Raw genomic sequence first — 24,210 nt, forward strand, 5'->3', positions numbered from 1 at the left:
CGACGGCTTCACGAAGACCTACACGAGCGACTCCACCACCGCGACGGGCATCACGAACGGCGAAGAAGTCACCGTCGTCGCCACCGCCTCCGGTGACACAGCCACCGCCCGCCTCGGTCACGGCAGCGACCGACGGCCCGCCGTCACAGGAGTTCCCGGGCGGCGGCAAGGGCTTGCGTTGCGTACAACCGTCCGAACAGGACAGTGTGCACAAGCAGCGGGAACAGCTGATGCAGCGGCACCCGCGACCGCCACCCGTCGGCCAGGGGTGCGGCGTCGTCGTAAGCCGCGACCACCTCGGCCAAGTGCGGGCAGCCGAACAGGTGGAGCATCGCGAGATCCGTCTCGCGGTGCCCACCGTGGGCCGCCGGGTCGATGAGGCAGACACCGGTCGCGGTCCACAAGACGTTGCCGTTCCACAGGTCCCCGTGTAACCGCGCGGGCGGCTCGGCAGGGCCGGCGATGGAGGGGAACCGAGAACAGGCCCGTTCGAAAACGCCGGCTTCGGCAACATCCAGCACCCCGGTGTCCACTGCCCGTCGGACGTAGGGCAAGACGCGCTGCTGCGCGTACCACCGAGGCCACTCGGCGCCGGTCACGTTCGCCATCGGGGCCAGGCCGATCCACGCCGCCTCCGGCCCACCCGGAGGTGGCGAACCGAACGCCGGCGCCCCGGCCGAGTGCAACCGAGCCAACCCAAGCCCGAACGAGCGCGCCGCGGCCACCGTCGGTCGGGCGGTCGCGACCCGGTCGAGAACCAGCCATTCGTCGTCGTGCCCACGCACACGAACAACCGGCACGGCGTCAGCCGAGGCCAGCCACCGCAATCCCGCGGCCTCGGCGATGGCGGCGCGCGGCGCGTGCTTCACCACCACCCACCCGTCGGACAGCTCGGCTTCCGTCAGCGAACCCGACGAACGCGTGCGCCGTACCTCGAGGCCCGTGAGCCGGGCGGCAACCTCAGCAGCACTCACCGGTCGTAATCGACCGCCAGCTCAGGTGTGGTCGGACGGGCCCGGCACGTCAGGATCCGGTTGTCCGCCACGTCCGCCTCCGTGAGCGCGTACTGCACGTCCATGTCCACCCGCCCCCGCACCAGCTTCGCCACACAACTCCCGCACGCGCCGCCCGTGCAGGAGTACGGCACGTCGAGCCGGGCGCGCAGCGAAGCGTCGAGCACGGTTTCGCCGGGCTGTGTCACGATGTCCGTCACGTGCCGTCCGACGGTCACCGACAGGGCCGCCGAAGCACCTTCCGGGCTGCGGGCCGGGGCACCGGCGAAAAGTTCGAACTGCACGTCCTCGTCGGGGACGTAGGCCTCGCGCAGCGTGCGGCGCGCCATGTCGAGCAGGCCGCGCGGGCCGCACAGGAACCACTGGTCGACCTTGGCCGGGTGGAGGCGGTTCTGCAGCAGCGCGCGCAACCGGGTGGCGTCGAGGCGGCCGCTGCGGTAGCGCTCGTGCGAGATCGCGAGGGCCTCGCCGACGGTGTCGAAATGCCGCACGGGGCGGTGGGCGTGCAAGTCGGGATCGCGTTCGTCGGTGCGGAAGTGGACCACGTGCAGCCGGCCGGCCCACTCGCGGGCCAGCGCGCTGATCTCGTCGGCGAACATCGTCGTCGCGCCGGAAGTGTTGACGTACAACAAAGTCGCGCGGCTGTGGGCCTCCGCGCGCAGGGCGCTGGACAGGATCGACAGCACCGGCGTGATCCCGCTGCCGGCCGCCAGCACGACGTAGTGCGCCGAACGGTCCGGGCACGGCGAGAGCGTGAACCCGCCCGAAGGGGGCAGCAGTTCGAGCACGGCGCCCGGCTTCAGCCGCGAAGTCGCGAACGGAGAGAAAGTGCCGCCCTCCCGGTGTTTCACCGCGATCTGCAGCGAACCCGACCCGGCGGGGGAGCAGACGGAGTACGTGCGCCGCACCACGGTCCCGTCCACCGTCGTGCGCACGACCACGTGCTGGCCGGGCACGTGCCGGAACGTCTCGCGCAGCTGTTCGGGAACCTCGAAGGTGATCGCGACGGCGTCCTGGGCGACCGGCGCCACGGAAAGAACCCGCAACGCGTGGAACCGCCGACGCCCGCGCCGCGACGGTTCGGGCGCGGGCTCCTTCTCGAAACACTCGGTGAGCCGCCGCCACGCGCGGTACTCGGCGGCCGTCAGCTCGCGGCCCCACGCCGTGATGATGGGGACCTCGCGCGCCAGGTACGCGTCGCGGTTGTCGTTCCACGCGCGCAGGTAACGGTAGAACGGGATCGCGGGGTGGAGGTGGTGCACCAGGTGGTAGTTCTGGTACAGCATGATCGGCGTCATCAGCCACTCCAACCCCACGCGCACCCGCGTCGCGCCGAAGCGGTTCTCCGCCAGGCCGTGGTGGGGCAGCCAGTCGAACCACCACGCCAGCAGCGCGAGCCCCAGCCGCTGTGGGATCAGGTAGACCACCAGCAGTTCCCAGCCGCGGCCGCACGCCACCACCGTCACCACCATCGCGGCGAACGCCACCAGCGCCACGAGCGTCTCCGCGCGCTCGAGACGCGGGCGGCCGTGCACGCGGCGGGAGTAGAAGCGCACGTACCAGAAATCGATCGTCAGCCAGCGGAACGGCAGCTGCCACCACGGGCCCTGCGAGGTCCAGGCGTCGGGATCGGTGCTCGCGTCGGCGTTGGTGTTGCGGTGGTGCTCGAGGTGGATGAAGCGCAGGAACGGGAACGAGCCGTAGGCCGCGACGAACAGCATCGCCAGCCGGCCGAGCACTTCGTTGAGCCACGTGAGCTTCCCGGCCGCATGGTGGGCCGACTCGTGCGCGACGGTGAACATCGTGAACGTGACGAGCGCGTGCAGCGGGATCGTCACCCACAGCGGCGCGAAGCCGCACAGCAGGAGCCACGTGGCCGTGCCCCACACCGCCAGACCACCCGCGAACAGGGCGAGCGTGGGCAGCGACGCGGGCGCGAGTGGGATCCGGGGAGTGGGCACGGCGGCGCGCTCGGGCGCCGCGGGCTGTTCCCCGGCGCCGAGCCGGCTGTCGACGACGGGCATCGAGCGGTCTCCTCGGTCGATCGCTCCTGGCCAAGCGCTGACAACTTAGACAACCGCGCCCGGTTTGTAAATCGGTTTGACACGGATTCAGGGGTGCGTCCGGGTCAGTGGCTGCGCAGGCCGTCGTCGCTGAGCTCGCTTACCGTGAAATCCGGTGTCGCCGAGGAGTCGCCGGGGCGCGTGCGCTCGCGGGAGCGGCTGCTCGCGACCGCGGCCGAGCTGACCAGCGTGGGCGGCTGGGCGACCCGCACGATGGGCCGGCGCGCGGCCGACCTCGGGGTGAGCCGCCAGACCGGCTACAACGAGGTGGGGTCCAAGGGCCCTCGTGCGGCACGAGACCGACAAGCTCGCCGGCGCCGTTCCCGCAGCTCCGCGCGAACACCGGGCGGCGCGGCCGAGGGCGTCACCGCCGCGCTCTGCCACATCGTGGCGGCCGCGCGCGTGAACCCGCTGCCCAAGACCGTGCTGGGCGGGCAGGGCGCCCGCGTGTTGCTGCCGCTCGTCACCACGCGTTCGCCGACCGTGCTGGAGCGGGCCGTGGTCGCGGTGACGCCCGTCTTCCACGCGCAGGACCCGGAGCGGGGGTTGTCGGAAGAGGAGTGGTCCGTCTTCGCCGAGACATTCGTCCGGCTCCTGCTCAGCCGCGTGGTGCACCCCGGCGCGCCGGTCGAGCGGACGGCCACGAGCGTGCGCTGGGTGCCCGGACGGATGCTCGACCGCTGATCGGGAGGGGTGTCCGGGTGCCCCCGACCAGGTCCGGTGAGGCCAAGGGCCTAGACTCGGTCGTCCCGGTCGGCAGGTGACCGGGACCGTCCTGAGGGACTGTCCAACCCCCATTGTTTACCGCTCGAGGAGAAGACCTTGAAGAGCACCGTCGAGCAGCTCAGCCCGACGCGAGTCAAGATCAATGTCGAGGTGCCGTTCGACGAGCTCAAGCCGAACTTCGACCGCGCCTACCGCAAGATCGCCCAGCAGGTGCGCATCCCGGGCTTCCGGCCCGGCAAGGCGCCCGCTCGCGTCCTGGAAAGCCGGATCGGCCGTGCGCCGGTGCTCGACGAGGTCGTCAACGAAGCCATCCCGGCCAAGTACATCGAGGCCGTCCGCGCCGGCGAGGTCCGCACGCTGGGCCAGCCGGAGTTCGAGGTGACGAAGCTCGAGGACCGCGACGTCCTGGAGTTCAGCGCCGAGGTCGACGTGCGGCCGGACATCGCGCTGCCCGACCTCGAGGGCCTCGAGGTGAGCGTCGACGACGTCGAGACCACCGACGCGGAGGTCGACGAGCAGCTCGACGAGCTGCGCGCCCGCTTCGGCACCCTGACCGGTGTCGAGCGCCCGGCCGAGAACGGCGACTTCGTGTCCATCGACCTGTCGGCCACGGTCGACGGCACCGCGGTGGAGGAGGCCTCCACCACCGGCCTGTCGTACGAGATCGGGTCCGGCCAGCTCGTGGACGGCATCGACGAGGCCATCGTCGGCGCGAGCCAGGGCGAGACGAAGACCTTCACCACCAAGCTCGTGGCCGGCGAGTTCGCCGGGCAGGACGCCGAGGTCACCGTCACCCTGCAGTCGGTCAAGCAGCGTGAGCTGCCGGAGGCCGACGACGAGTTCGCCCAGCTGGCGAGCGAGTTCGACACCATTGAAGAACTGCGCTCCGACCTTCGCGAGCGCCTCGGCCGCGTCAAGAAGATGCAGCAGGGCGTGCAGGCGCGCGACAAGGTCCTCGACATCCTCCTGGAGCGCACCGAGGTGCCGATCCCGGAGAAGGTGCTCGAGGCCGAGATCGAGAACCGCAAGCACGACGCGGTGCACCCGTTCGACCACGACGAGGCGAAGTTCGCCCAGGCACTCGAGGCCGAAGGCCGTACCCTGGACGAGTTCAACGCCGAGGTCCAGGAGGAGTCGGAGAAGGCGGTACGCACCCAGCTGCTGCTGGACACCATCGCCGACAACGAGAAGACCTCCGTCAACGACGGTGAGCTCACCGAGCGCATCATGTACCAGGCTCAGCGCTTCGGCATCAGCCCGGACGAGTACGTGCAGCGGGCCCAGCAGTCGGGCCAGCTGACCGCCATCTACGCCGACGTGCGCCGCGGCAAGGCGCTGGCCTCGGTGGTCCGGGGCACGACCGTGAAGGACGCCTCGGGCGCGGAGGTCGACCTGACCGAGCTGTTCGGCGCCGACGAGGCTGACGCCCCGGCCGGCGACGAGACGCAGGTCACCGAGGAAGCGGCCGCGACCCCTGCGGAGTGACGCTGTGAGCGAACTTGGGCGGTGTCGGGCATTCCGCACCGCCCGAGTTCGTTAGGGTCGGTTGCAAGATCTCAAGCATCTGAACACGACAGCGGTGGCCGACACGACGAAGGGCCACCGCCGGCGAAAAAGGCAGGCAGACGTGAAGCAGCACATGCCCGAGGGGCGGAGCGGCACCTCCGGACTCACCCTCACCGACTCGGTGTTCGAGCGGTTGCTCCAGGAGCGCATCGTCGTCCTCGGCTCCGAGGTCAACGACGAGATCGCCAACCGGATCACCGCGCAGCTGTTGCTGCTCGACGCGGACGACGCCGAGTCCGACATCCGGTTCTACATCAACTCTCCGGGTGGCTCGGTCACCGCCGGGTTCGCCATCTACGACACCATGCAGCTGATCCGCCCGGACGTCGCCACGTACGCCATGGGCATGGCGGCCTCGATGGGGCAGTTCCTGCTCTCGTCGGGCACGCCGGGCAAGCGGTACGCGCTCCCGCACGCCAGGATCCTGATGCACCAGCCGTCGGCGGGTGTCGGCGGTACCGCGTCCGACATCGCGATCCAGGCGGACCTGTTCAACAAGTGGAAGCAGGAGCTCGCCCGCATCACGGCCGAGCAGACCGGCCAGACCACCGAGCAGATCATCAAGGACGGCGACCGCGACCGCTGGTTCACGGCGCAGGAGGCGAAGGAATACGGCTTCGTCGACCACGTGCTGTCGGCCGGCATCACCTCGAACAACTGAGCGCGAAGCACACAGGAGACCTCTCATGAGCAATTTCCGGCTCCCGGGTGACTTCCGGGCTCCGCAGACTCCGCAGTCGCGGTACATCCTGCCGTCGTACGTCGAGCGGACCAGCTACGGCGTCAAGGAGTCCAACCCGTACAACAAGCTCTACGAGGAGCGGACGATCTTCCTCGGCGTGCAGGTGGACGACGCGTCGGCCAACGACGTGATGGCCCAGCTGCTGCACCTCGAGCACGAGGACCCGGACCGCGACATCAGCATCTACATCAACTCCCCGGGTGGGTCGTTCACGTCGCTGATGGCGATCTACGACACCATGCAGTACATCCGCCCGGACATCTCCACGGTGTGCCTCGGCCAGGCCGCTTCGGCCGCCGCGGTGCTGCTGGCGGCCGGCACGCCGGGCAAGCGCATGGCGCTGCCCAACGCGCGCGTGCTGATCCACCAGCCGGCCACCGAAGGCACCTACGGGCAGGTCTCGGACCTGGAGATCCAGGCCAACGAGATCCAGCGCGTGCGCCGCCAGATGGAGGTCATCCTGGCGAAGCACACGAACAAGGAGCCCGACCAGATCAGGGCCGACATCGAGCGGGACAAGATCCTGACCGCCGACGAGGCCAAGGCCTATGGCCTGATCGACGAGGTCCTTCCGTACCGGAAGGCCTCCGCCAACTGATCACGGGGCCGGTGCGTGTCGAATCGGCGACACGCACCGGCTCTCTGGTCTAGTGTCGACCTCTGACGTGCCTTCTCCTCACCCGGGTGTTCCCGCTCGTGGCTTCGGACGGGTACCGTCAGTGGCAGTGCGTGAAGCTCCGGCCGGTCGGTGTGAAAACAGCCGAGTCGGGACCGGAGCGGCAAGACAGTGTCAGGTGCGTACCGCGCACCGGAGGGGACGAGGTCAACGGCCATGGCACGGATCGGTGACGGCGGCGACCTGCTGAAGTGTTCTTTCTGCGGGAAGAGTCAGAAGCAGGTGAAGAAGCTCATTGCCGGCCCTGGGGTCTACATCTGCGATGAGTGCATCGACCTCTGCAACGAGATCATCGAAGAGGAGCTGGCCGAAGCCGGCGAGGTGAAGCTCGACGAGCTGCCCAAGCCCGCGGACATCCGCGAGTTCCTCGAGCAGTACATCATCGGCCAGGACGACGCGAAGAAGACGCTCGCGGTCGCGGTGTACAACCACTACAAGCGCATCCAGGCCGACGACAAGGCCGGGCCGAAGGACTCCAAGGACGAGCCCGTCGAGCTGGCGAAGTCCAACATCCTGATGCTCGGGCCGACCGGTACCGGCAAGACCTACCTGGCGCAGACGCTCGCGAAGCTGCTCAACGTGCCGTTCGCCATCGCGGACGCCACGGCGCTGACCGAGGCCGGCTACGTGGGCGAGGACGTCGAGAACATCCTCCTCAAGCTGATCCAGGCCGCCGACTACGACGTGAAGCGCGCCGAGACCGGCATCATCTACATCGACGAGGTCGACAAGATCGCCCGCAAGTCGGAGAACCCCTCGATCACGCGCGACGTGTCGGGCGAGGGCGTGCAGCAGGCGCTGCTGAAGATCCTCGAGGGCACCACGGCGTCGGTGCCGCCCCAGGGCGGGCGCAAGCACCCGCACCAGGAGTTCATCCAGATCGACACCACCAACGTGCTGTTCATCGTGGCTGGTGCGTTCGCTGGGCTCGAGAAGATCATCAACGAGCGCGTCGGCAAGCGCGGCCTCGGCTTCGGCGCGGAGATCCGCACCAAGGCCGAGATCGAGGGCAGCGACGTCTTCTCCGAGACGATGCCCGAGGACCTGATCAAGTTCGGCCTGATCCCGGAGTTCATCGGCCGCCTCCCGGTGGTCGCCACGGTGAACCACCTGGACAAGGAGTCGCTGGTCTCGATCCTCACGCAGCCGCGCAACGCCCTGGTGAAGCAGTACAAGAAGCTCTTCGAGATGGACAACGTCGAGCTCGAGTTCACCAAGACGGCGCTCGAGGCCATCGCCGACCAGGCGATGCTGCGTGGCACGGGTGCCCGCGGCCTGCGCGCGATCATGGAGGAAGTCCTCCAGCCGGTCATGTACGACATCCCGAGCCGCGACGACGTGGCGAAGGTCGTGATCACCGAGCAGACGGTGCGGGAGAACGTGAACCCCACGATCGTCGCGCGGCAGCCGTCCCGGCGGGCCCGCAGCGAGCGTGGTGAGAAGTCGGCCTGAGCCGTTCGCTGATCGGCGTGAGCCGTTTGCGGGAGTCCGCTGCCAGGCTGTTCGCGGCACGCGCGATAATGGACAGGATGACAACCGTGCCGCTGACCGCAGCCCCAGGGGACAACGCCACCACCTCGGTGCCGGACGTGGATGACGCCTCTTCGCCGCCGCCTGCGTCGACTGATGCCCCGTCGGTGGGCATCGTCGAACTGAGCGAGCGCGTCGTCGCGTCCATCCTGACGCGCTTCTCGTGGCTGTACCGCGCGGGCAACATCATGCTGGCGGTCTTGGCGGTCGTGTGTCTGGTGGCGGTGGGGACGCGGTTGTCGGCGTTGCCGCTGATCCCGTTGCCGTTGTTCGCTCTGGCTTGGTACTTCCTGCGGTTCCTGCACGCTGCGGAGACCCGTCGACTGCAACTGCGCTGGGCGCTGCTGACGGCGTTGGCGACGATGGTGGGGTTCTGGCTGATCTCGGTGGTGGCTCGGTGGGTATCTTCCTGAGGCTCGTGTCGCGCGGCTGAGTGCGGGTGGGCCGGATGGCGGGATGAGCTTCCAGCCCGAAGATCGCGAAGACGAGTTCGGCCTCGGCCCACGGCAGGCCGGGTTGTCGGGCTCCGAGGTGTTCCGGGGGAGCGCGCTCGCGGCGCCGAAGCTGTATTGGTCGCTCGCCGGTCTGGCGGGGTTGTTCGTGGTCTTCGCGCTGGCCGTGGCGGTGCGGCGCGGCAACCTGGGGGCGGTGTGGCCGGTGCTGCCGTTCGTCGTGACGCTGGGGGCGTTGTGGCGAGCGCGGGACCTGCGGGGGCTGGCGTGGTGCGGCGGGCTCGCCGCGGGTGGGCTGGGGACTGGTTTGATCGTGCTGGTGCTGGTGGCGCGGAGCTGACCTCGAGGGGTGTCCGTCGCGTTGGGAGCGTCAGCATGCCGAAGCGGATTTCCCTTGCTGCACAACCATTCTGCGGAAGCCACGGGCAAGGTCGATTCTGCCGCCGGACCCGGATTTGCGTCACGTGGAGCGCGATCGCGTGACCTCACACGGCGCGGGGCACGTGCTTCCCGACGAAACTCACCAGGCTCGGCACGACCGAGTGGAAGAACGTGTCGCTGTGGACGCCCCTCGCCGTGTAGCCCACGGCGGGGTGGGTGGCCGCGATGTAGCGCCGGACGCCGGTGATGAAGGAGTCCTCTGTGCCGCACCACAGGGCCGTCGGGATGCCGCGCAGGGCGGTGAGGTGGCGCAGCGGGTCGAGCGACGTCCAGTCGGCCTGGCCGGTGAAGATGTGGCGCTTGGCCATCTCGGGCCAGTTCGTGATGAGCGCCGGTGAGATGGCCGCGATGGCCTCCGGCGGCTGGCGACGCTCGGCGCGGCGGCGGCCGTAGACCATGGCGCCGAAGCCGCCCATCGAGACGCCGGCGCAGGCGAAGGGCAGGCCGTGCGCGCCGCCGAGGCCGCGGGCCGCGAGCCAGCGCGGGACTTCCTCCAGCAGCATCGCCATGGGGTCGTCGCCGGGGCGGACCTCGTGCCAGTAGTTGTCGCCCCCGTCGACGGCGACGTAACCGTGCGCGGGCACAGCCTTGCGCGCGACGTCCGTGGCGAGCTGCTCGAGCAGGCCGCTGGGGGCGGCGCTGCGGGCGTTGCCGTGGAGGCCGTGGAGCATGAGGGACATCGGCAGGCGGGGTGGCGGTTTCTTACTCGGCAGGAAGAAGACGAGATCGACGTCGCGTCCCCTCGCGGCCGAGTGCACGCGCTCGACGCGCAGCGAACCGACCTGGGTGACCGGTGAGTCGGTGGTGACGCCGAGGACCTGCAGCGCCTGTCCGAGGGGCGTGCGGCCCGCTGCCGTCGCGGCGGCCAGCCCGGCGACGCCCAGGCCCGCGGCCCCGGCGGCGAGCGCGGTGCGGCGGCTGACGCGGCCGTTCACGCCGCACCCCAAGCGAGGCGAGGGGCACTCAGCCGGCCGACGGCGGCGGGCACGGCGCCGCGGTTGACCCCTCTGTCCACCTCGGCCTCCGTCCCAGATCACCGCAGGAAACTCCCACCCACCTGGACGCCGCTCACCATCCGCGCAGTGCCTGACGCCACCGATCATCGTGCCGAGTCCGCGCCCACGGCGCCAGTTCTGAAAACCCGGCCCTGGCGACTTTCACAACCCGATTGTCAATTAATAACGCTGTCATTAAACGACCTCGCATGATCAACAAGTTCCGGCTTCGCCTCCGTCATCCCCAACCCGCTCGCGCGGCAAGGCCCGCGAGCTACCGCTGGTTCCTCGGCGACGGCATGGTCCACGGCGTCCGCATGCGGGACGGGCGGGCGGAGTGGTACCCCAACCGCTGGATCTGGCAGGTGGCTACATGGCCCACCCCAAGCGTGACCGTGACCTTCGACGCGAACCAGACGCCGGCCCACGTCGACGTGCCCGACCCGGTCGGCGCGCGCTCCGGCCGGGGTGTGAGCTCACCGCCGTGCCGCGGGAACCCGAGTACCCGTCTTCCACCCGCTCAACGCCTACGACGACGGCGACCGATCGTCCTGCACGTCGTGCGTAACCCCAAGGTGTTCGACCGCGGCGCGCACCGCCGGACCGAAGGCGAGCCGACGCTCGACCGCTGGACCGTCGACCTAGCTGCCGGCAAAGTCCCTGGAAGAGCGGATCGACGAGCACCGGCAGGTGTTCCCGCGCGTCGACGAGCGTCACGTCGGGCGCGCGCACCGCTACGGTTACGCGGTGGCCGTCGGCGGGCTGTCGAACCTGACCGGTGCGGTCTACAAGCACGATTTCCGCAACGGAACCGCCCAGCGGCACGGATTCGCCCCGGCCGGGTGCCCGGCGAGTTCGGGTCCATACCGTCCCGTGTGGACGCTGCCGAGGACGAGGGCGTGCTCATGGGTTTCGTCTTCGACGCCGCCACGCAGCGCAGCGACCCCACGCTGCTGGACGCCGGCACGCTCGACCCCGTCGCCGCCGTGCACCTGCCCGACCGCGTGCCCCGGCTTCCACGGCAACTGGGTGCCGATCGGCTGGCCCGGAGGGCCTACGTCAGCACCCGCTGATCGCCGGTGTAGAGGTTCATGCTGTCGCCCCGCAGGAAACCGATGAGCGTCATGCCGTTCTCCTCGGCCAGCTCAACGGCCAAAGAGGACGGAGCGGACACTGCGGCGAGCAGGCCGATCCCGGCCATCGCCGCCTTCTGCACCAGCTCGAACGAGGCACGGCCGGAGACCAACAGCCCGCAACCGGGTGCGGGGATCCGGCCGGCCTGCACGGCCCACCCGAGCACCTTGTCCACGGCGTTGTGTCGCCCGACGTCCTCGCGCACGACCTCCAGCTCACCGTCCTGAGTGAACAGTGCGGCCGCGTGCAGGCCCCCGGTGGACTTGAACACCTTCTGCTGGTCCCGCAACGTGTCCGGGAGCTTCACCAGCACGTCGGTCTTCACCTCGAACCGTGAGTCCGCGGGGGAGAAGCGGCTCTTGAGCTTCACGGCGTCGAGCGCGGCCTTGCCGCAGACGCCGCACGAGGACGTGGTGTAGAAGTTGCGCTCCACGCCGACGTCCGGAGGTGCCACTCCGGGTGCGAGTGTCACGTCGAGCACGTTGTAGGTGTTGCGCCCCTGGTCGTCGACGCCGTCGCAGTAGCGCGCGGCCGCGATGTCGTCACGGGAGCCGAGCACGCCCTCCGACAGGAGGAAACCGTGGGCCAGCTCGACATCGTGACCCGGAGTGCGCATCGTCACAGCGAGTGCTTTGCCGCCGACGCGGATCTCCAGCGGCTCTTCGGCCGCCAGCGAGTCGGGGCGGCGACGTTCACCGGTCGAGGAAATCCTCCGCACCGGCCGCCGCACAGTCACCCTGCCCATCTGTCCACCTTTCAAGGGCCTTTGAAGACGTGCGCAGACGATCTACGACACCCAGCCGATGCAACGTCGGGGAATAAGTAATACATTCCCAGCATCACCTCACAGTTCGGAGGAGTCTGACGATGGCCCTCGGCTTCCTGGCCCGCTCTCGTATCGTCGCACCGCCCGGCTGGACCCGTTGGCTGGTCCCACCCGCAGCGCTCTCGATACATCTCTCGATCGGTCAAGCGTACGCATGGAGCGTGTTCAAAACGCCGCTCGAGAAGACCATGCACCTCTCGGGCACGGAGTCCGGGCTGCCGTTCCAGCTGGGCATCGTGATGCTCGGCCTCTCGGCGGCCTTCGGCGGCACGCTCGTGGAGAAGAACGGCCCGCGCTGGGCCATGTTCGTGGCGACGATCTGCTTCGGCACCGGCTTCCTCGTTTCGGCGCTCGGCGTCGCGACCGGGCAGTTCTGGCTCGTGGTCGTCGGCTACGGCGGGATCGGCGGCATCGGCCTCGGGATCGGCTACATCTCACCCGTGTCGACCCTGATCAAGTGGTTCCCCGACCGGCCCGGTATGGCCACGGGCATCGCGATCATGGGCTTCGGGGGCGGCGCGCTCATCGCTTCGCCGTGGTCCTCGGCGATGCTCGGCTCGGCGCCGACCACGAGCGACATCGCGGTGGCGTTCCTGATCCACGGTGTCGTCTACGCGGTGTTCATGACGATGGGCGTGCTGCTCGTGCGCGTGCCGGCCGACGGGTGGAAGCCCGCCGGCTGGGAGCCGAAGGTCCTGGAGACCAAGAAGCTCATCTCCACGCACAACGTCTCGGCCGCCAACGCGCTCAAGACACCGCAGTTTTGGTGCCTGTGGATCGTGCTGTGCCTCAACGTGACCGCGGGCATCGGCATCCTGGAGAAGGCCGCGCCGATGATCACGGACTTCTTCAAGGGCACCTCGGCGCCGGTCGGCACGGCGGCCGCCGCCGGGTTCGTCGCGATGCTCTCGCTCACCAACATGCTGGGCCGGTTCGTCTGGTCGTCGGTCTCGGATGCCGTGGGGCGCAAGAACATCTACCGCTTCTACCTCGGCGTGGGCGCGGTGCTGTACCTGATCATCGCGCTGACCACGAACTCGTCGAAGCTGCTGTTCGTGCTGTGCGCCATGCTGATCCTCTCCTTCTACGGTGGCGGTTTCTCGACGCTGCCGGCGTACCTGAAGGACCTGTTCGGCAACTACCAGGTCGGCGCGATCCACGGCCGGCTGCTCACCGCGTGGTCGGTGGCCGGCGTGCTCGGGCCGCTGATCGTCGACGGCATCGCCGACAGCGAGAAGTCCGCGGGCAAGAGTGGTCCGGACCTCTATGCGACGTCGTTCTACATCATGATCGCGCTGCTCGTGGTCGGCTTCATCGCCAACGAGTTCGTGCGGCCGGTCAAGGCGAAGTACCACGAACCCGTGGCGAGCACCCAGGTGGGGAGTGAGGCGTGATGAGCACACCGGACGTGGAAGGGCGCTCGACGGGGCGCACCGTGCTGCTCGTGGTCGCGTGGCTGTGGGTGCTGGTGCCGTTCGTCTACGGCGTCTACGAGCTGATCCTCAAGGTCATCGACTTGTTCGGCGGCTGATGCCCCGCTGATCGGGAATGCTCGGGTCCGCTTCGGCAAGGAGCGCGACCACCGGTGCACGACGTGCCGGTGGTCGCGCTCTTTTCGTTTCCGCAGGCGGTTGCTCGCCGGACAGCCGTATCGAGCAACGTCTACTCAGGACCGTCCGCGAACCGTCCGCACATACTGAGGCCTGTGCGAAGACCTCGGCCCCCACGAAGCGCGCGGGGTGGGAGGCGATCACGAGGACAACGTCGCACAGCATCCACCGGCTGGTCTTCGGCAAAGTCGGGAACCGGCCGGACGCCGAGGACCTGACGTCGCAGGTGTTCGTTGCGGCGTTCCGGTCCTGTGCACGACGGCGTCTGCCGGGGAGATTCGTGCGTAGCTGCTGGCAACGGCGAAGACCGTGCTGGCGGCGAATCCTGGGCCGGGAGATCACGGTGCCCGACCTCCAGGTAGCTGACACGGAAGGGAACGCGGCGCCGGAAGAACGGGAAGCGAGCGACCGCGCCGCGCGGATCCTGGGGCGCTGCCGGAGTGCCAGCGCCGCATCCTCGAGTTGCGTTTCCTCCACGGTCACTCGCTTCGCGAAGCGGCCGCCGAGCTGGCCATCACCGTGGCCAACGCGAAAGTGCTGCATCACCGGGACCCGCGCAAAGCCGCGGAGCTCGCCCAAGGTGACCTGCCGGGAGCAGCGCATCGGATCGGGGTAGGCGAGTAGATCTGGACGGCGCCCTCGAACTCCTGCGCTGCCACGCGTGGTAACGCAGGCAGCGGGCGGCCGAGCGCAGGCGGTGCCGCGGCTTCGTCCGAAAAGGCGCTGGACAAATGGTCAAGAGTCGTTGACCATTGTTCCTCGTGACTGGGGACGACTACGTTCCGCCCGGCGAGAGCGTCGAGTGAACAACTGCGCGCCGTGAACAACCTGGTGCGCCACCGCGTGCTGGCGGTGCTGCGAGACGGGCCCGCGACGATCACGCAGATCGCCACGCGGCTGGACCTGGCGAAGGGGAGTTCGAGTTATCACGTAAGGGTGCTGGAACGGGCCGGGCTCATCCACGTGGTCCGCACTCGCAAGGTGCGCGGCGTGATCGAGCGGTACTACGGGATGGTTGCGAAGGTTGTCGTGCTGCCGGACCCCGCGCCCGGCCAGCGCGACGTCCTGCTGCAGCACGCGATCGACGACCTCGCCACCGCGCCGGAGGGGGCGCGGTACGTGCGCATGTCGCACCTGCGCCTGGGGGAGTCGCGCTACGCGGAATTCGAGCGGCGCCTGGGTGAGCTGCTGGACGAGATGCACGCGGCGCGGGAACCATCCGAGCCCGCGGCGACGATCGCGGTGGCGTTCTTCCGCCCTGGTGAAGGGGCGGCGCAATGAGCGCGATGGTTCGCGGGTTCGGGTGCAGGTCGATGGCGTGTGGGGCGGGTGCGCTGGTGCTGGCGCCGCCGGTCCGTGGGCAAGGGCGTGGGGCTGTGCGTGCGGCGAAGGTGTCGCGGGGACAAGGGGTCCGCGGGGGTGGCGCGGTGAGTGCAGTGACGGTGTTGCGCGGGTTCGCGTGTGGACCGAGAGCGCGTGGGGCGGGTGCGTTGGCGTCGGGTGATCGCCGGGTCGTGGGGGTGGCGCAGTGAGCGCGATGGTTCGCGGGTTACGCCGCTCGGATGCGGCGGCCAAGATGCCGCCCGCCTTCGCGCGGTTGTGGACGGCGGCGACGGTGTCGGCGTTGGGGGATGGGGCGTATGAGGCGGCCTTGCCGTTGTTCGCCGTGGCGCTGAGCAAAGATCCCGTGGTGATCAGCCTGGTGTCGGTGGCGATGGTGCTGCCGCACCTGGTGGTGGGGCTGGTGGCGGGCGCGCTGGTGGACCGGTGGGACCGGCGGCGCACGATGTGGCTCGCCGATCTGTGGCGGGCCGGGTTGCTGGTGCTCGCGGTCGTCGCGGGGGCGGTCGGGGAGCTGGGGATCCCGGCGTTGCTGGTGCTGGCGTTCCTGCTGGGCGTGGGACAGCTGTTCTTCGACGTGGCCTCGCAGGCCTACCTGCCGGATCTGCTCGGGCGCGATCAGACGCTGCTGCGCCGCGCCAACGGCCGCCTGCGCGGGGCGTCGACGGCGGCCGGGCAGTTCGCGGGGCCGCCGTTGGGCAGCTTCCTGTTCTCGCTCGCGCGGACGGTGCCGTTCCTGATGGACGCCGTCTCGTTCGTGGCGAGTGCGCTGCTGATCCGGACGTTGCCCTCGACGCCGGTGCCCGAGCGCGTCGAGGGCCGTGGCGTGTGGGCGGACGCGCGGGAGGGATTCCGGTACGTCGTCCGGGATCGGCTGCTGCTCGGCCTGGCTCTGCGGCCGGCGGTCGGCAACCTGGCGTTCGGCGCGGTGGGGGCGGTGCTGGTGCTGTTCGCGCAGGACACCCTGGGCCTGTCCTCGGTCGGTTACGGCTTCCTGCTCGCCGCCGACGCTGTCGGCGGGCTGCTGGGCGCCATGGTCGTGGCGGGACCGCTCGAGAAGCTGGTCGGCACGGGCACGGCGCTCACCCTGACCGCCGTGGTGGAGGGCGGGTCGATCCTCGTCTTCGGGCTCGCGGACAACCCGTGGCTCGCCGGCGCCATGTTCGTCCTCTGCGGCTGCGGCATGGCCACCACCATGGTGCTCGGCTGGTCGCTGCGCCAGGCGATCGTCCCGGGCCGGCTCATGGGCCGGGTCGCCGCGGCCTCGCGCCTGGTCGCCCTGTCGGCCGGCCCCCTCGGCGCGCTGCTGGGCGGCTGGCTCGCCTCGGTGGCGGGCCTGCGAACCCCGTACTTCGCCGCCGCAGCGGTCCTGCTGACGATGACCGTGGTGACGATGAGCATGACCAGCAACGTCAAGGTGAAAGCCGCGCTGGCGTCTGCCGTGGACGGTTAGAGCTCCGCCAGCAGCCGACGCCGGGCGGAGTCCACGTGGTCGGCGGCGACGCGGTCCAGTTCGGCCGCGTCGCCGCCGCGGATCAGGGCCGCCAGTTCGCGGTGTTCGGCGACGACGTGGGAGCGGTACTGCGAACTCCCCAGGGACACGCGCTGCAGCTTGAACAGGAACACCTGCGAGCGCACCGCCTCCCACGCCTCCGTCAGGCGACGGTTGCCCGCGGCGGCGTAGACGCGGTCGTGGAAAGCGATGTCCAGCGCCAGCAACCGCGGGCCGTCCGCGCCGGAGTCGACCGCGGAAGCCAGCGCGGCAACGAGGTCGTCCAAGGCGGCCAGATCGTCCACAGAGGACCGCACCCGGGCCGTGCCGGCGGCGAGTCGATCGAGGGCCGCGCGCACGGAGTACACCTCCTCGACGTCCACCGCGGTCACTTCGACGACCGTGGTCGGGCGGTGCCAGCCGCCGCGGACGAGGCCTTCGCGGGTGAGCAGGGCGAGGCCCTCGCGCACCGAGCCGCGGCTGACCTCAAGCGACGCGGCGAGCTCGACCTCACGCAGGGGCGCGCCGGGCGGGAAGTGGCCGGCGAAGATCGCGTCACGCACACGATCGGCGGCTTCCTCGGCCAGGCCGCGGCGCGCTGCTTTCCGCAACGGTGTGGCGTCCATCGGCCAATGTTGACATTCGGACATGGGCACTTCAAGGTGAGGGAGCCACCGCGAGCCGAAGGAGAGCCCATGCGCCCCGCGTTCCACCTCGCCATCCCGGTCGACGACCTCGCCCGCGCCCGCGCGTTCTACGGCGGGGTGCTGGGGCTGGAGGAGGGCCGTTCGGCGGACGCGTGGGTGGACTGGGACTTCCGCGGCCACCAGGTCGTCACGCACGTGGTGCCCGGCGCGCGCGCCGAGGCCGGCCGCAACCCCGTCGATGGTCACGACGTGCCCGTGCCCCACTTCGGCCTGGTCCTCGACGTCGACTCCTTCCACGAGCTCGCCGACCGCCTGCGCGAGGCGGGCACGGAGTTCGTGATCGAGCCGTATCAGCGCTTCGCCGGCGAACCGGGGGAGCAGTGGACGATGTTCCTGCACGACCCGGCCGGCAACGCCCTGGAGTTCAAGGCGTTCCGCGACGAAGCGCAGTTGTTCGCGAAGTGAACGTCCTCGTCACCGGCGGCTCCCGCGGCATCGGCCGCGCGATCGCCCACGCCTTCGCCGCCCGCGGCGACCGGGTGGCCGTCCACTATGGATCGAACGCCGCGGCGGCCGAGGAGACGCTGGCCGCGCTCCCGGGCGACGGCCACGTGCCGGTCGGGGGCGACCTCGGCGATCCCGAAGCGGCACAACGGATCGCGGACACGGCCGAGGAGCTGTTCGGCGGCGTCGACGTGCTCGTGAACAACGCGGCCGTCGGCACCACGCCCGAGACGTCCACGCCGGTAGCGACCGTCGGCTACGCACACTGGCAGGAAGTCTGGCGCCGCACCCTGGACGTCAACCTGATGGGCGCGGCCAACATCTCCTTCCACGTCGCCCGCCACCTCATCGCGCGGAAAGCGCCGGGGCGGATCGTGAACGTCGGCTCGCGCGGCGCGTTCCGCGGCGAACCCGAGCACCCCGCGTACGGCGCGAGCAAGGCCGCGCTCCACGCGCTCGGCCAGTCGCTCGCGATCGAGCTGGCGCCGCACGGGATCTCGGTGACGTCGGTGGCGCCCGGCTTCACGGCGACCGAACGCGTCGCGCACCGGATCACCGACGCCGTGCGGGAGCAGAGCCCGTTCGGCCGGGTGGCGGAGCCCGAGGAGATCGCCAACGCGGTCGTGTACCTGGCCTCGGCCGAGGCGACCTGGGCGTCGGGCGCGATCCTCGATCTGAACGGCGCGTCGTACCTGCGCTGAAATGTGAACTGGGTCACGCGTGCAGCAGAACCGGGCCGCAGGGCGTCGGTAGGGGGTGCGGATCGCAGGGAAGATCGTCGTCTCGGCGCTGGCGCTGGTGGTGTTCGCCGGCACGGCGTATGGCTATTCGACGCTGAGCTCGCTCGACGACGTCACGCGCAGCAACGTGATCGACGCCGGCAAACAGCCCGAGCCCGGTGAACAGCCGGCCGACGGATCGCTCGACATCCTGCTCGTCGGCCGGGACTCGAGGGCCGACCAGCAGGGCAACCCCTTGCCGCCCGACGTGCTGCGCGAACTGAGGGCCGGGCCCAACGGCGACGACCTCACCGACACCCTGATCGTGCTGCGGATCCCGAACGGCACGCAGACGGTGAAGGCGTTCTCGATCCCGCGCGATTCGTACGTGTCGCTGCCGGGCGGGGGCAAGGGCAAGATCAACGCCGCGTACGGCCGCGGAAAAGCCGAAGAGGCCGCGAAACTCCACGACGCGGGCGAGACCGACAAGGACAAGATCGAGCAGGAAGCCCTCACCTCCGGGCGGCGCGCCACGCGGCAGGCGGTCGAGGACCTCACCGGCGTGAGGATCGACCACTTCGCCGAGGTGAACCTGCTGAGCTTCTACGACATCAGCAAGGCCGTCGGCGGCGTCGATGTCTGCCTCAACAACGCCACGAAGGACGTCGACTCGGGCGCGAACTTCCCGGCGGGACCGCAGAAGATCTCCGGTGCCGACGCGCTCGCGTTCGTGCGCCAGCGCCACGGCGTCAAGGACAGCGACTTCGGCCGCATGCGGCGCCAGCAGGTCTTCCTCGCTTCGCTGGCGCACCAGGTCCTTTCGGCGGGCACGCTCTCCAACCCGGGCAAGGTCGGCGAGCTCATCGACGCCGTGAAGAAGTCCGTAGTCCTCGACGACTCCTGGAACCTGCTCGACTTCATCGGCCAGATGCGCGGGATTTCCGGCGGCGGCATCCAGTTCTCGACCATCCCGATCGTGAACCCGGACTACCGCTACAGCAAAAGCGACCCGCGCGCGACGGCGGTGCAGGTGGATCCCGCGCAGGTCAAGCAGTTCGCGGCGAGCCTGATCGGCGTGCCCCCGGCTTCCTCCAAACCGCAAGCACCTTCGGGCGTGGTGGTCGACGTGGCCAACGCCGGCGACGCGAGCGGCCTCGCCCAGCGCGTCTCGGACGTGTTGAAGGGCAAGGGTTTCGCACCCGGCAGCACCGGCAACGCCGCCGCGCGCCGCACCTCACTGGTCCGGTACGGCGCCGCGCTGGCCACCCAGGGCAAGGCGGTGGCGGAGCTCCTGGGGGGCCTCGCCACCGCCGAGTCCGCCGACGTGCCGCCCGGCCACATCGAGGTGACGCTCGGCCAGGTCTACGCCGGGCCCGGCACCTCGTCCGGCGGCGGTGACACGGGCGGCGGCGCCGCTGCCGGGGCGGGCGACACGCCGATCACCGGCGCGGGTGACAACTGCGTGGACTGATTTCCGAGCCCGACCGCCGGGCTGGTTGACTGGCAGGCATGCGCTCTTGGGCCCGCCGTCTGCTCGTCCTGGCCGTCCTGGCGGTGCTCGCCCTCACACTGCGACCGGGTCACCTCAGCCCGCCCGAGAACCTCAACCTCGTGCCGCTCGCGGGGATCGTCGACGAGGCTGTGAACGTCAACGGTCCGATCGGAATGCTCAACAACGTGGGCAACATCGCGTTATTCGTGCCGCTGGGATTTCTCGCCCACGTGGTCACACGAAGCAAAGCGGCAGTCGTCGCCACGTCGGCCGGGCTCTCCCTGGCGATCGAGACCGTGCAGTACTTCATCGGTCGCAGTGCCGAGGTCGACGACGTGCTGCTCAACACCCTGGGCGCGGCGCTGGGGTTGGTCCTCGCCACACGAGTCGCGGCGAAAGCCCGAGTCCCCAGCGCCTGACCGTCACGAGTGGCGGTGCGGCTCCAGCCGGACCACGACTGCCTTCGACACCGGTGTGTTGGACTTCTCCGCGACGGAGTCCAGCGGCACCAGCGCGTTGGCCTCCGGGAAGTAGGCCGCCGCGCAGCCGCGGGCCGTCGGGTAGGACACGGCGCGGAAGCGCGGCGCGCGGCGGTCGCCGTCGCGCCACTCCGAGACCAGGTCCACGATCTCGCCGTCGGAGATGCCCAGCTCGGCCAGGTCGTCCGGGTGCACGAAGACCACACGACGGCCGTCCTCGATGCCGCGGTAGCGGTCGGACAGGCCGTAGATGGTGGTGTTGTACTGGTCGTGGCTGCGCATCGTCTGCAGCAGCAGCCGGCCCGCCGGCACCTCGGGGTACTCGAACTCCGACACCGTGAACGTGCCCTTGCCCGTCTCCGTGCCCGTGAACTCGCGGGCGTCGCGCGGTGCGTTGGGGAGCACGAAACCGTCGGGCTCGCGCACGCGGCGGTTGTAGTCCTCGCAGCCCGGCACCACGGCCGCGATGCGGTCGCGGATCAGGTCGTAGTTCTTCTCGAACGAGCGCCACGGCACAGCGTGGTCCGCCCCCAGCAGCCGTTCTGCGAGCCGGCACACGATCGCGACCTCGGAGATCAGGTGCTCCGAAGCCGGCTTGACCCGGCCGCGCGAGGCGTGCACCTGCGACATCGAGTCCTCAACGGTCACGAACTGCGGGCCCGATTCCTGCACGTCACGCTCGGTTCGCCCGAGTGTGGGCAGGATCAGCGCGGTGGTGCCGTGGACCACGTGCGAGCGGTTGAGCTTCGTCGACACGTGCACGGTGAGCGAGCACGAGCTCAGCGCCTTCGCCGTGACGTCGGAGTCGGGCGTCGCGGAGGCGAAGTTGCCGCCCATGGCGAAGAAGACCTTGCCGCGGCCGTCGCGCATCGCGCGGATCGAGTCGACGGTGTCCCAGCCGTGCTCGCGCGGCACGGTGATGCCGAACTCGCGGTCGAGCGCGTCCATGAACGACTCGGGCATCTTTTCCCAGACGCCCATCGTGCGGTCGCCTTGCACGTTCGAGTGGCCGCGAACCGGGCACAGGCCCGCGCCCGGCTTGCCGATCATGCCGCGCGCCAGCGCGAGGTTCGCGATCTCGGCGATCGTGGGCACCGCGTGCTTGTGCTGCGTGAGACCCATGGCCCAGCAGTAGATCGTGCGCTGGGACGTGGCGATCATCCGCGCGACGTGCTCGATCTGCTCGCGCGGCAGGCCCGTGGCCTTCTCCGTCTCGGGCCAGTCGATCTCGAGCAGGTTCTTCGCCCAGTCCTCGTACCCGTAGGTCGAGGACTTCACGAACTCCTGGTCGATGATCGTGCCCGGCGCCTCTTCGTCCCATTGCAGCAGCAGGTGACCCACGGCCTGGAACAGCGCGAGGTCGCCACCGAGGCGGATCTGCGCGAACTCGTCGGCGAGCGGGGTGCCCTCGCCGACGACGCCGCGCACGTTCTGCGGGTTCTTGAACCGCATGAGCCCGGCCTCGGGCAGGGGGTTCACGGCCAGGATCTTGGCGCCGTTGCCCTTCGCCGTTTCCAGCGCCGAGAGCATGCGCGGGTGGTTGGTGCCCGGGTTCTGGCCGACGACCACGATCAGGTCGGCGTGGTGGAGGTCGGCCAGGGTCACCGACCCCTTGCCGATGCCGGTGCTGGCGGCCAGCGCCGCGCCCGAGGACTCGTGGCACATGTTCGAGCAGTCCGGCAGGTTGTTGGTGCCGTAGGAGCGCACCAGCAGCTGGTAGAGGAACGCGGCCTCGTTGCTGGTGCGGCCCGAGGTGTAGAAGACGGCCTCGTGCGGGCTGTCCAGCCCGTTGAGCTCGCCGGCGACGAGGTCGAACGCGGCGTCCCACGAGATCGGCTCGTAGTGCGTGGCACCCTCGCGCAGCACGAACGGCTCGGTGATCCGGCCCTGCTGGCCCAGCCAGTAGTCCGTCTTGTCCCGCAGGTCGGCGATCGAGTGGGTGGCGAAGAACTCGCGGTCCACGCGACGGCGCGTGGCTTCTTCGGCCACGGCCTTCGCGCCGTTTTCGCAGAACTCCGCGAGCTTGCGCTTCTCGCCGTCGACCTGGCGCGGCTCGGGCCACGCGCAACCCGGGCAGTCGAAGCCCGCCCGCTGGTTCAGCAGGCGCAGGGTGCGCGCGGTGCGCGTGGGGCCCATCTGCTCGATGCCGCGCTTGAGCGACACGGCGACGCCGGGGATGCCGGCCGCGTAGCTCTTCGGCTTGCCCACCTTCAGGTCGGCTTCGTCCACGTCGTGCTTCGGCGCATCACGGTGCATGTGTCCATCGTGCGCTTCGATCATGGATTCCCCGACACGGGGTCTGGTTTTTCACACTTGAAAGATGCTGCTTGACCTGGGCACCTCCCCCGGCGGCCGAAAAGATCGCCCGCCGGGGTGACGCCGGTCACGGAGAGCGCCGACGATCAAGGGCCGCGGCGAGGTCAGGCGCGCTGTGCCCGTTCGCGGCGTTCGGCGAGCCTCAGCCCCCGGTCGGCGACGGTCACGACCAGCAGCAACGCGCTGATCACCACGAGCACCATGCCCAGCCGGTGCAGCCCCGCCGAGTCGGCGTGCACGCCGTAGCACTGGGCGATCACGGTGGAGGCCACGATCGCGCCGAGGTACTGGGCCGTGCGGAACAGGCCGCTGGCGGTGCCCATGGTCTCGGCGGGCGACTCGCGGTAGAGCGTGGTCTGGTTCGCGACGCTCGTGAGCCCCTGGGCCAGGCCGAACACCGCGACCAGGGCCAGCAGCCCAACCAGCCACGTCGTGTCGCCGACGAACAGCAGCGCGACCGAACCGGCCAGCAGCGCCACGGCGACCACCACGAGCCGCGCCCGCACACCGGTCGGCCGGCCCGAGAACGCCGCCGCGCACACGGCCACGACCGACATCGGCAGCAGCAGCGCCCCGGCGATCTCGTCGCCGAAGCCGCGGCCCTCTTCGAGCCACTGCACGTAGCCGAACATGATCGCGTAGATCGCCATGAAGCTCAGGGCCTGGCGCAGGTAGGTGCGCAGGATCGGCGTGTTGGCGGCGAGCATCCGCAGATCGATGAACGGCACCCGGGTGTGCAGCTCCGCCCATACGAACGCCGCGCCGACCGCGACGGCCGCCGCGAGCAGCCACAGGTCGCCGATGCCCGGCGCCATCAGGTAGCAGAGCAGGACCAGCAGGGAGAGCGAGAACAACGCGATGCCGAGCACGTCGATCGGCTTCGGTTTCGTGGCTTCTTCGCGCACCGGCGCGTCCTTCGGGACCCAGAAGATCGCCAGCAGCAGCGACGCACCCGCGAGCGGGATGTTCACGGCGAAGATGGCCGGCCAGCCGAAGAACGTGATCAGCACGCCGCCGAGCGTCGGGCCGATGACCATGATCGTCTGGGAAGACAGCGAGAGCAGCGACAGCACACGCGCGGGCACGCCCTGGCCCAGCGCGTCCGCGCGCTTGCGCAGCACGGCCATCGCGGCGGGGAAGCCGGCACAGGTACCGATGCCGAGCACCGCGCGCACGCCGGTGAGCCACTCGACGGAGATCGGGATCATGCCGGCGACCCCGGCGACGATCACCACGGACGCGCCGCCGAGCAGCACCCGCCGGGCGCCGTAGCGGTCCACGAGCAGGCCGACCACGGGCTGGCCGACGGCGGTGGCGAGGTAGAGAGCGGAGATCAGCCAGGCCGTCTTGCCGGGCCCGGCGCCGAAGCTCTGCCCGATCGGCACGAGCGCCACGGCGATGAGGGTGGAGTTGATGGGGTTCAGCACCGCGCTCGCCACCAATGGG

The 24,210-nt window shown here is 70.0% G+C and carries 23 protein-coding genes and 1 pseudogene; 17 read left to right on the plus strand and 7 right to left on the minus strand.

The annotated features are described in order from the left end of the window. Positions 1-143: 143 nt before the first annotated feature. Together AB0F91_RS23275 and AB0F91_RS23280 are read right to left on the minus strand one after the other, a co-directional pair. Complete coding sequence (locus AB0F91_RS23275) at positions 144-974, minus strand: fructosamine kinase family protein (protein WP_360600363.1); 831 nt, start codon at positions 972-974, stop codon at positions 144-146. Next, on the minus strand, positions 971-3,037 hold the full coding sequence (locus AB0F91_RS23280) for a fatty acid desaturase (protein WP_360600365.1): 2,067 nt from the start codon (positions 3,035-3,037) through the stop codon (positions 971-973). The genes AB0F91_RS23275 and AB0F91_RS23280 overlap by 4 nt, the downstream gene beginning before the upstream one ends. 144 nt (positions 3,038-3,181) lie before the next feature. Here AB0F91_RS23280 and AB0F91_RS23285 point away from each other — a divergent pair, with 144 nt between their 5' ends. From AB0F91_RS23285 to AB0F91_RS23315, 7 genes are all read left to right on the plus strand, one after another. Then, positions 3,182-3,760, plus strand: a complete 579-nt coding sequence (locus tag AB0F91_RS23285) for a TetR/AcrR family transcriptional regulator (RefSeq protein ID WP_360600367.1) — start codon at positions 3,182-3,184, stop codon at positions 3,758-3,760. A gap of 138 nt (positions 3,761-3,898) precedes the next feature. Further along, complete coding sequence (gene tig / locus AB0F91_RS23290; protein ID WP_360600369.1) at positions 3,899-5,287, plus strand: trigger factor; 1,389 nt, start codon at positions 3,899-3,901, stop codon at positions 5,285-5,287. A 94-nt stretch (positions 5,288-5,381) separates the two neighbouring features. Continuing rightward, positions 5,382-6,029, plus strand: coding sequence for an ATP-dependent Clp protease proteolytic subunit (locus AB0F91_RS23295; protein ID WP_360600371.1), 648 nt, complete (start codon positions 5,382-5,384; stop codon positions 6,027-6,029). A 25-nt stretch (positions 6,030-6,054) separates the two neighbouring features. Beyond that, positions 6,055-6,708 (plus strand): ATP-dependent Clp protease proteolytic subunit, encoded by a 654-nt coding sequence (locus tag AB0F91_RS23300; protein ID WP_285973822.1) that lies wholly within the window; start codon positions 6,055-6,057, stop codon positions 6,706-6,708. 234 nt (positions 6,709-6,942) lie between these two features. Then, positions 6,943-8,238, plus strand: a complete 1,296-nt coding sequence (gene clpX, locus AB0F91_RS23305; RefSeq protein ID WP_360600373.1) for an ATP-dependent Clp protease ATP-binding subunit ClpX — start codon at positions 6,943-6,945, stop codon at positions 8,236-8,238. Between the two features lie 77 nt (positions 8,239-8,315). Beyond that, entirely contained in the window at positions 8,316-8,729 is a 414-nt protein-coding gene (locus AB0F91_RS23310) for a hypothetical protein (RefSeq protein WP_360600375.1), read from the plus strand. A gap of 43 nt (positions 8,730-8,772) precedes the next feature. Beyond that, positions 8,773-9,108: a hypothetical protein gene (locus AB0F91_RS23315; RefSeq protein ID WP_360600377.1), complete on the plus strand. Its 336-nt coding sequence runs from the start codon at positions 8,773-8,775 to the stop codon at positions 9,106-9,108. Between the two features lie 145 nt (positions 9,109-9,253). On the opposite strand, the gene AB0F91_RS23320 is transcribed toward AB0F91_RS23315, so the two are convergent. Then, the gene (locus AB0F91_RS23320) at positions 9,254-10,144 is read right to left on the minus strand and encodes an alpha/beta hydrolase-fold protein (protein WP_360600379.1); all 891 of its coding nucleotides are present in this window, start codon (positions 10,142-10,144) and stop codon (positions 9,254-9,256) included. Between the two features lie 750 nt (positions 10,145-10,894). On the opposite strand from AB0F91_RS23320, the pseudogene AB0F91_RS23325 reads away from it, so the two are divergent. Then, a pseudogene (locus tag AB0F91_RS23325) lies at positions 10,895-11,277 on the plus strand (carotenoid oxygenase family protein). Here the strand turns inward: AB0F91_RS23325 and fdhD are convergent. Continuing rightward, positions 11,259-12,083, minus strand: coding sequence for a formate dehydrogenase accessory sulfurtransferase FdhD (fdhD, locus tag AB0F91_RS23330; RefSeq protein ID WP_360600381.1), 825 nt, complete (start codon positions 12,081-12,083; stop codon positions 11,259-11,261). The pseudogene AB0F91_RS23325 and the gene fdhD sit on opposite strands and share 19 nt — an antisense overlap. Before the next feature lie 122 nt (positions 12,084-12,205). Between fdhD and AB0F91_RS23335 the strand changes: the two genes are divergently transcribed. The 5 genes from AB0F91_RS23335 (at position 12,206) to AB0F91_RS23355 (ending at position 16,568) form a co-directional block, all read left to right on the plus strand. Beyond that, a complete protein-coding gene (locus AB0F91_RS23335) occupies positions 12,206-13,558 on the plus strand; it encodes an OFA family MFS transporter (protein ID WP_360600383.1) in 1,353 nt (450 codons plus the stop codon). Then, the gene (locus AB0F91_RS23340) at positions 13,558-13,695 is read left to right on the plus strand and encodes a hypothetical protein (protein ID WP_360600385.1); all 138 of its coding nucleotides are present in this window, start codon (positions 13,558-13,560) and stop codon (positions 13,693-13,695) included. Before AB0F91_RS23335 ends, AB0F91_RS23340 begins: the two co-directional genes overlap by 1 nt. Positions 13,696-14,236: 541 nt before the next feature. Then, positions 14,237-14,398, plus strand: a complete 162-nt coding sequence (locus AB0F91_RS23345) for a hypothetical protein (RefSeq protein ID WP_360600387.1) — start codon at positions 14,237-14,239, stop codon at positions 14,396-14,398. A 195-nt stretch (positions 14,399-14,593) separates the two neighbouring features. After that, positions 14,594-15,055, plus strand: a complete 462-nt coding sequence (locus tag AB0F91_RS23350; RefSeq protein WP_360600389.1) for a helix-turn-helix domain-containing protein — start codon at positions 14,594-14,596, stop codon at positions 15,053-15,055. Between the two features lie 256 nt (positions 15,056-15,311). Then, a complete protein-coding gene (locus AB0F91_RS23355; protein ID WP_360600650.1) occupies positions 15,312-16,568 on the plus strand; it encodes an MFS transporter in 1,257 nt (418 codons plus the stop codon). On the opposite strand, the gene AB0F91_RS23360 is transcribed toward AB0F91_RS23355, so the two are convergent. Next, positions 16,565-17,233: a GntR family transcriptional regulator gene (locus AB0F91_RS23360; protein ID WP_360600391.1), complete on the minus strand. Its 669-nt coding sequence runs from the start codon at positions 17,231-17,233 to the stop codon at positions 16,565-16,567. The two genes, AB0F91_RS23355 and AB0F91_RS23360, sit on opposite strands and share 4 nt — an antisense overlap. 69 nt (positions 17,234-17,302) lie before the next feature. Here AB0F91_RS23360 and AB0F91_RS23365 point away from each other — a divergent pair, with 69 nt between their 5' ends. Genes AB0F91_RS23365 through AB0F91_RS23380 form a run of 4 tightly spaced genes read left to right on the plus strand, consistent with a single transcriptional unit; the run spans position 17,303 to position 20,388 of the window. After that, the gene (locus tag AB0F91_RS23365; protein ID WP_360600393.1) at positions 17,303-17,719 is read left to right on the plus strand and encodes a VOC family protein; all 417 of its coding nucleotides are present in this window, start codon (positions 17,303-17,305) and stop codon (positions 17,717-17,719) included. Beyond that, complete coding sequence (locus AB0F91_RS23370; protein ID WP_360600395.1) at positions 17,716-18,459, plus strand: SDR family oxidoreductase; 744 nt, start codon at positions 17,716-17,718, stop codon at positions 18,457-18,459. Before AB0F91_RS23365 ends, AB0F91_RS23370 begins: the two co-directional genes overlap by 4 nt. Positions 18,460-18,514: 55 nt before the next feature. Further along, positions 18,515-19,948 (plus strand): LCP family protein, encoded by a 1,434-nt coding sequence (locus AB0F91_RS23375; RefSeq protein ID WP_360600397.1) that lies wholly within the window; start codon positions 18,515-18,517, stop codon positions 19,946-19,948. A gap of 38 nt (positions 19,949-19,986) precedes the next feature. Continuing rightward, positions 19,987-20,388, plus strand: a complete 402-nt coding sequence (locus tag AB0F91_RS23380; RefSeq protein ID WP_360600399.1) for a VanZ family protein — start codon at positions 19,987-19,989, stop codon at positions 20,386-20,388. A gap of 3 nt (positions 20,389-20,391) precedes the next feature. Here AB0F91_RS23380 and AB0F91_RS23385 read toward each other — a convergent pair whose 3' ends face one another. Together AB0F91_RS23385 and AB0F91_RS23390 are read right to left on the minus strand one after the other, a co-directional pair. After that, positions 20,392-22,704, minus strand: coding sequence for an FdhF/YdeP family oxidoreductase (locus AB0F91_RS23385; RefSeq protein WP_360600401.1), 2,313 nt, complete (start codon positions 22,702-22,704; stop codon positions 20,392-20,394). Between the two features lie 164 nt (positions 22,705-22,868). Then, the gene (locus AB0F91_RS23390) at positions 22,869-24,203 is read right to left on the minus strand and encodes an MFS transporter (RefSeq protein WP_360600652.1); all 1,335 of its coding nucleotides are present in this window, start codon (positions 24,201-24,203) and stop codon (positions 22,869-22,871) included. Positions 24,204-24,210: the final 7 nt, after the last annotated feature.

The sequence above is a fragment of the Amycolatopsis sp. NPDC023774 genome (assembly GCF_040639695.1).
In the GTDB taxonomy this organism is placed as follows: Bacteria; Actinomycetota; Actinomycetes; order Mycobacteriales; family Pseudonocardiaceae; genus Amycolatopsis.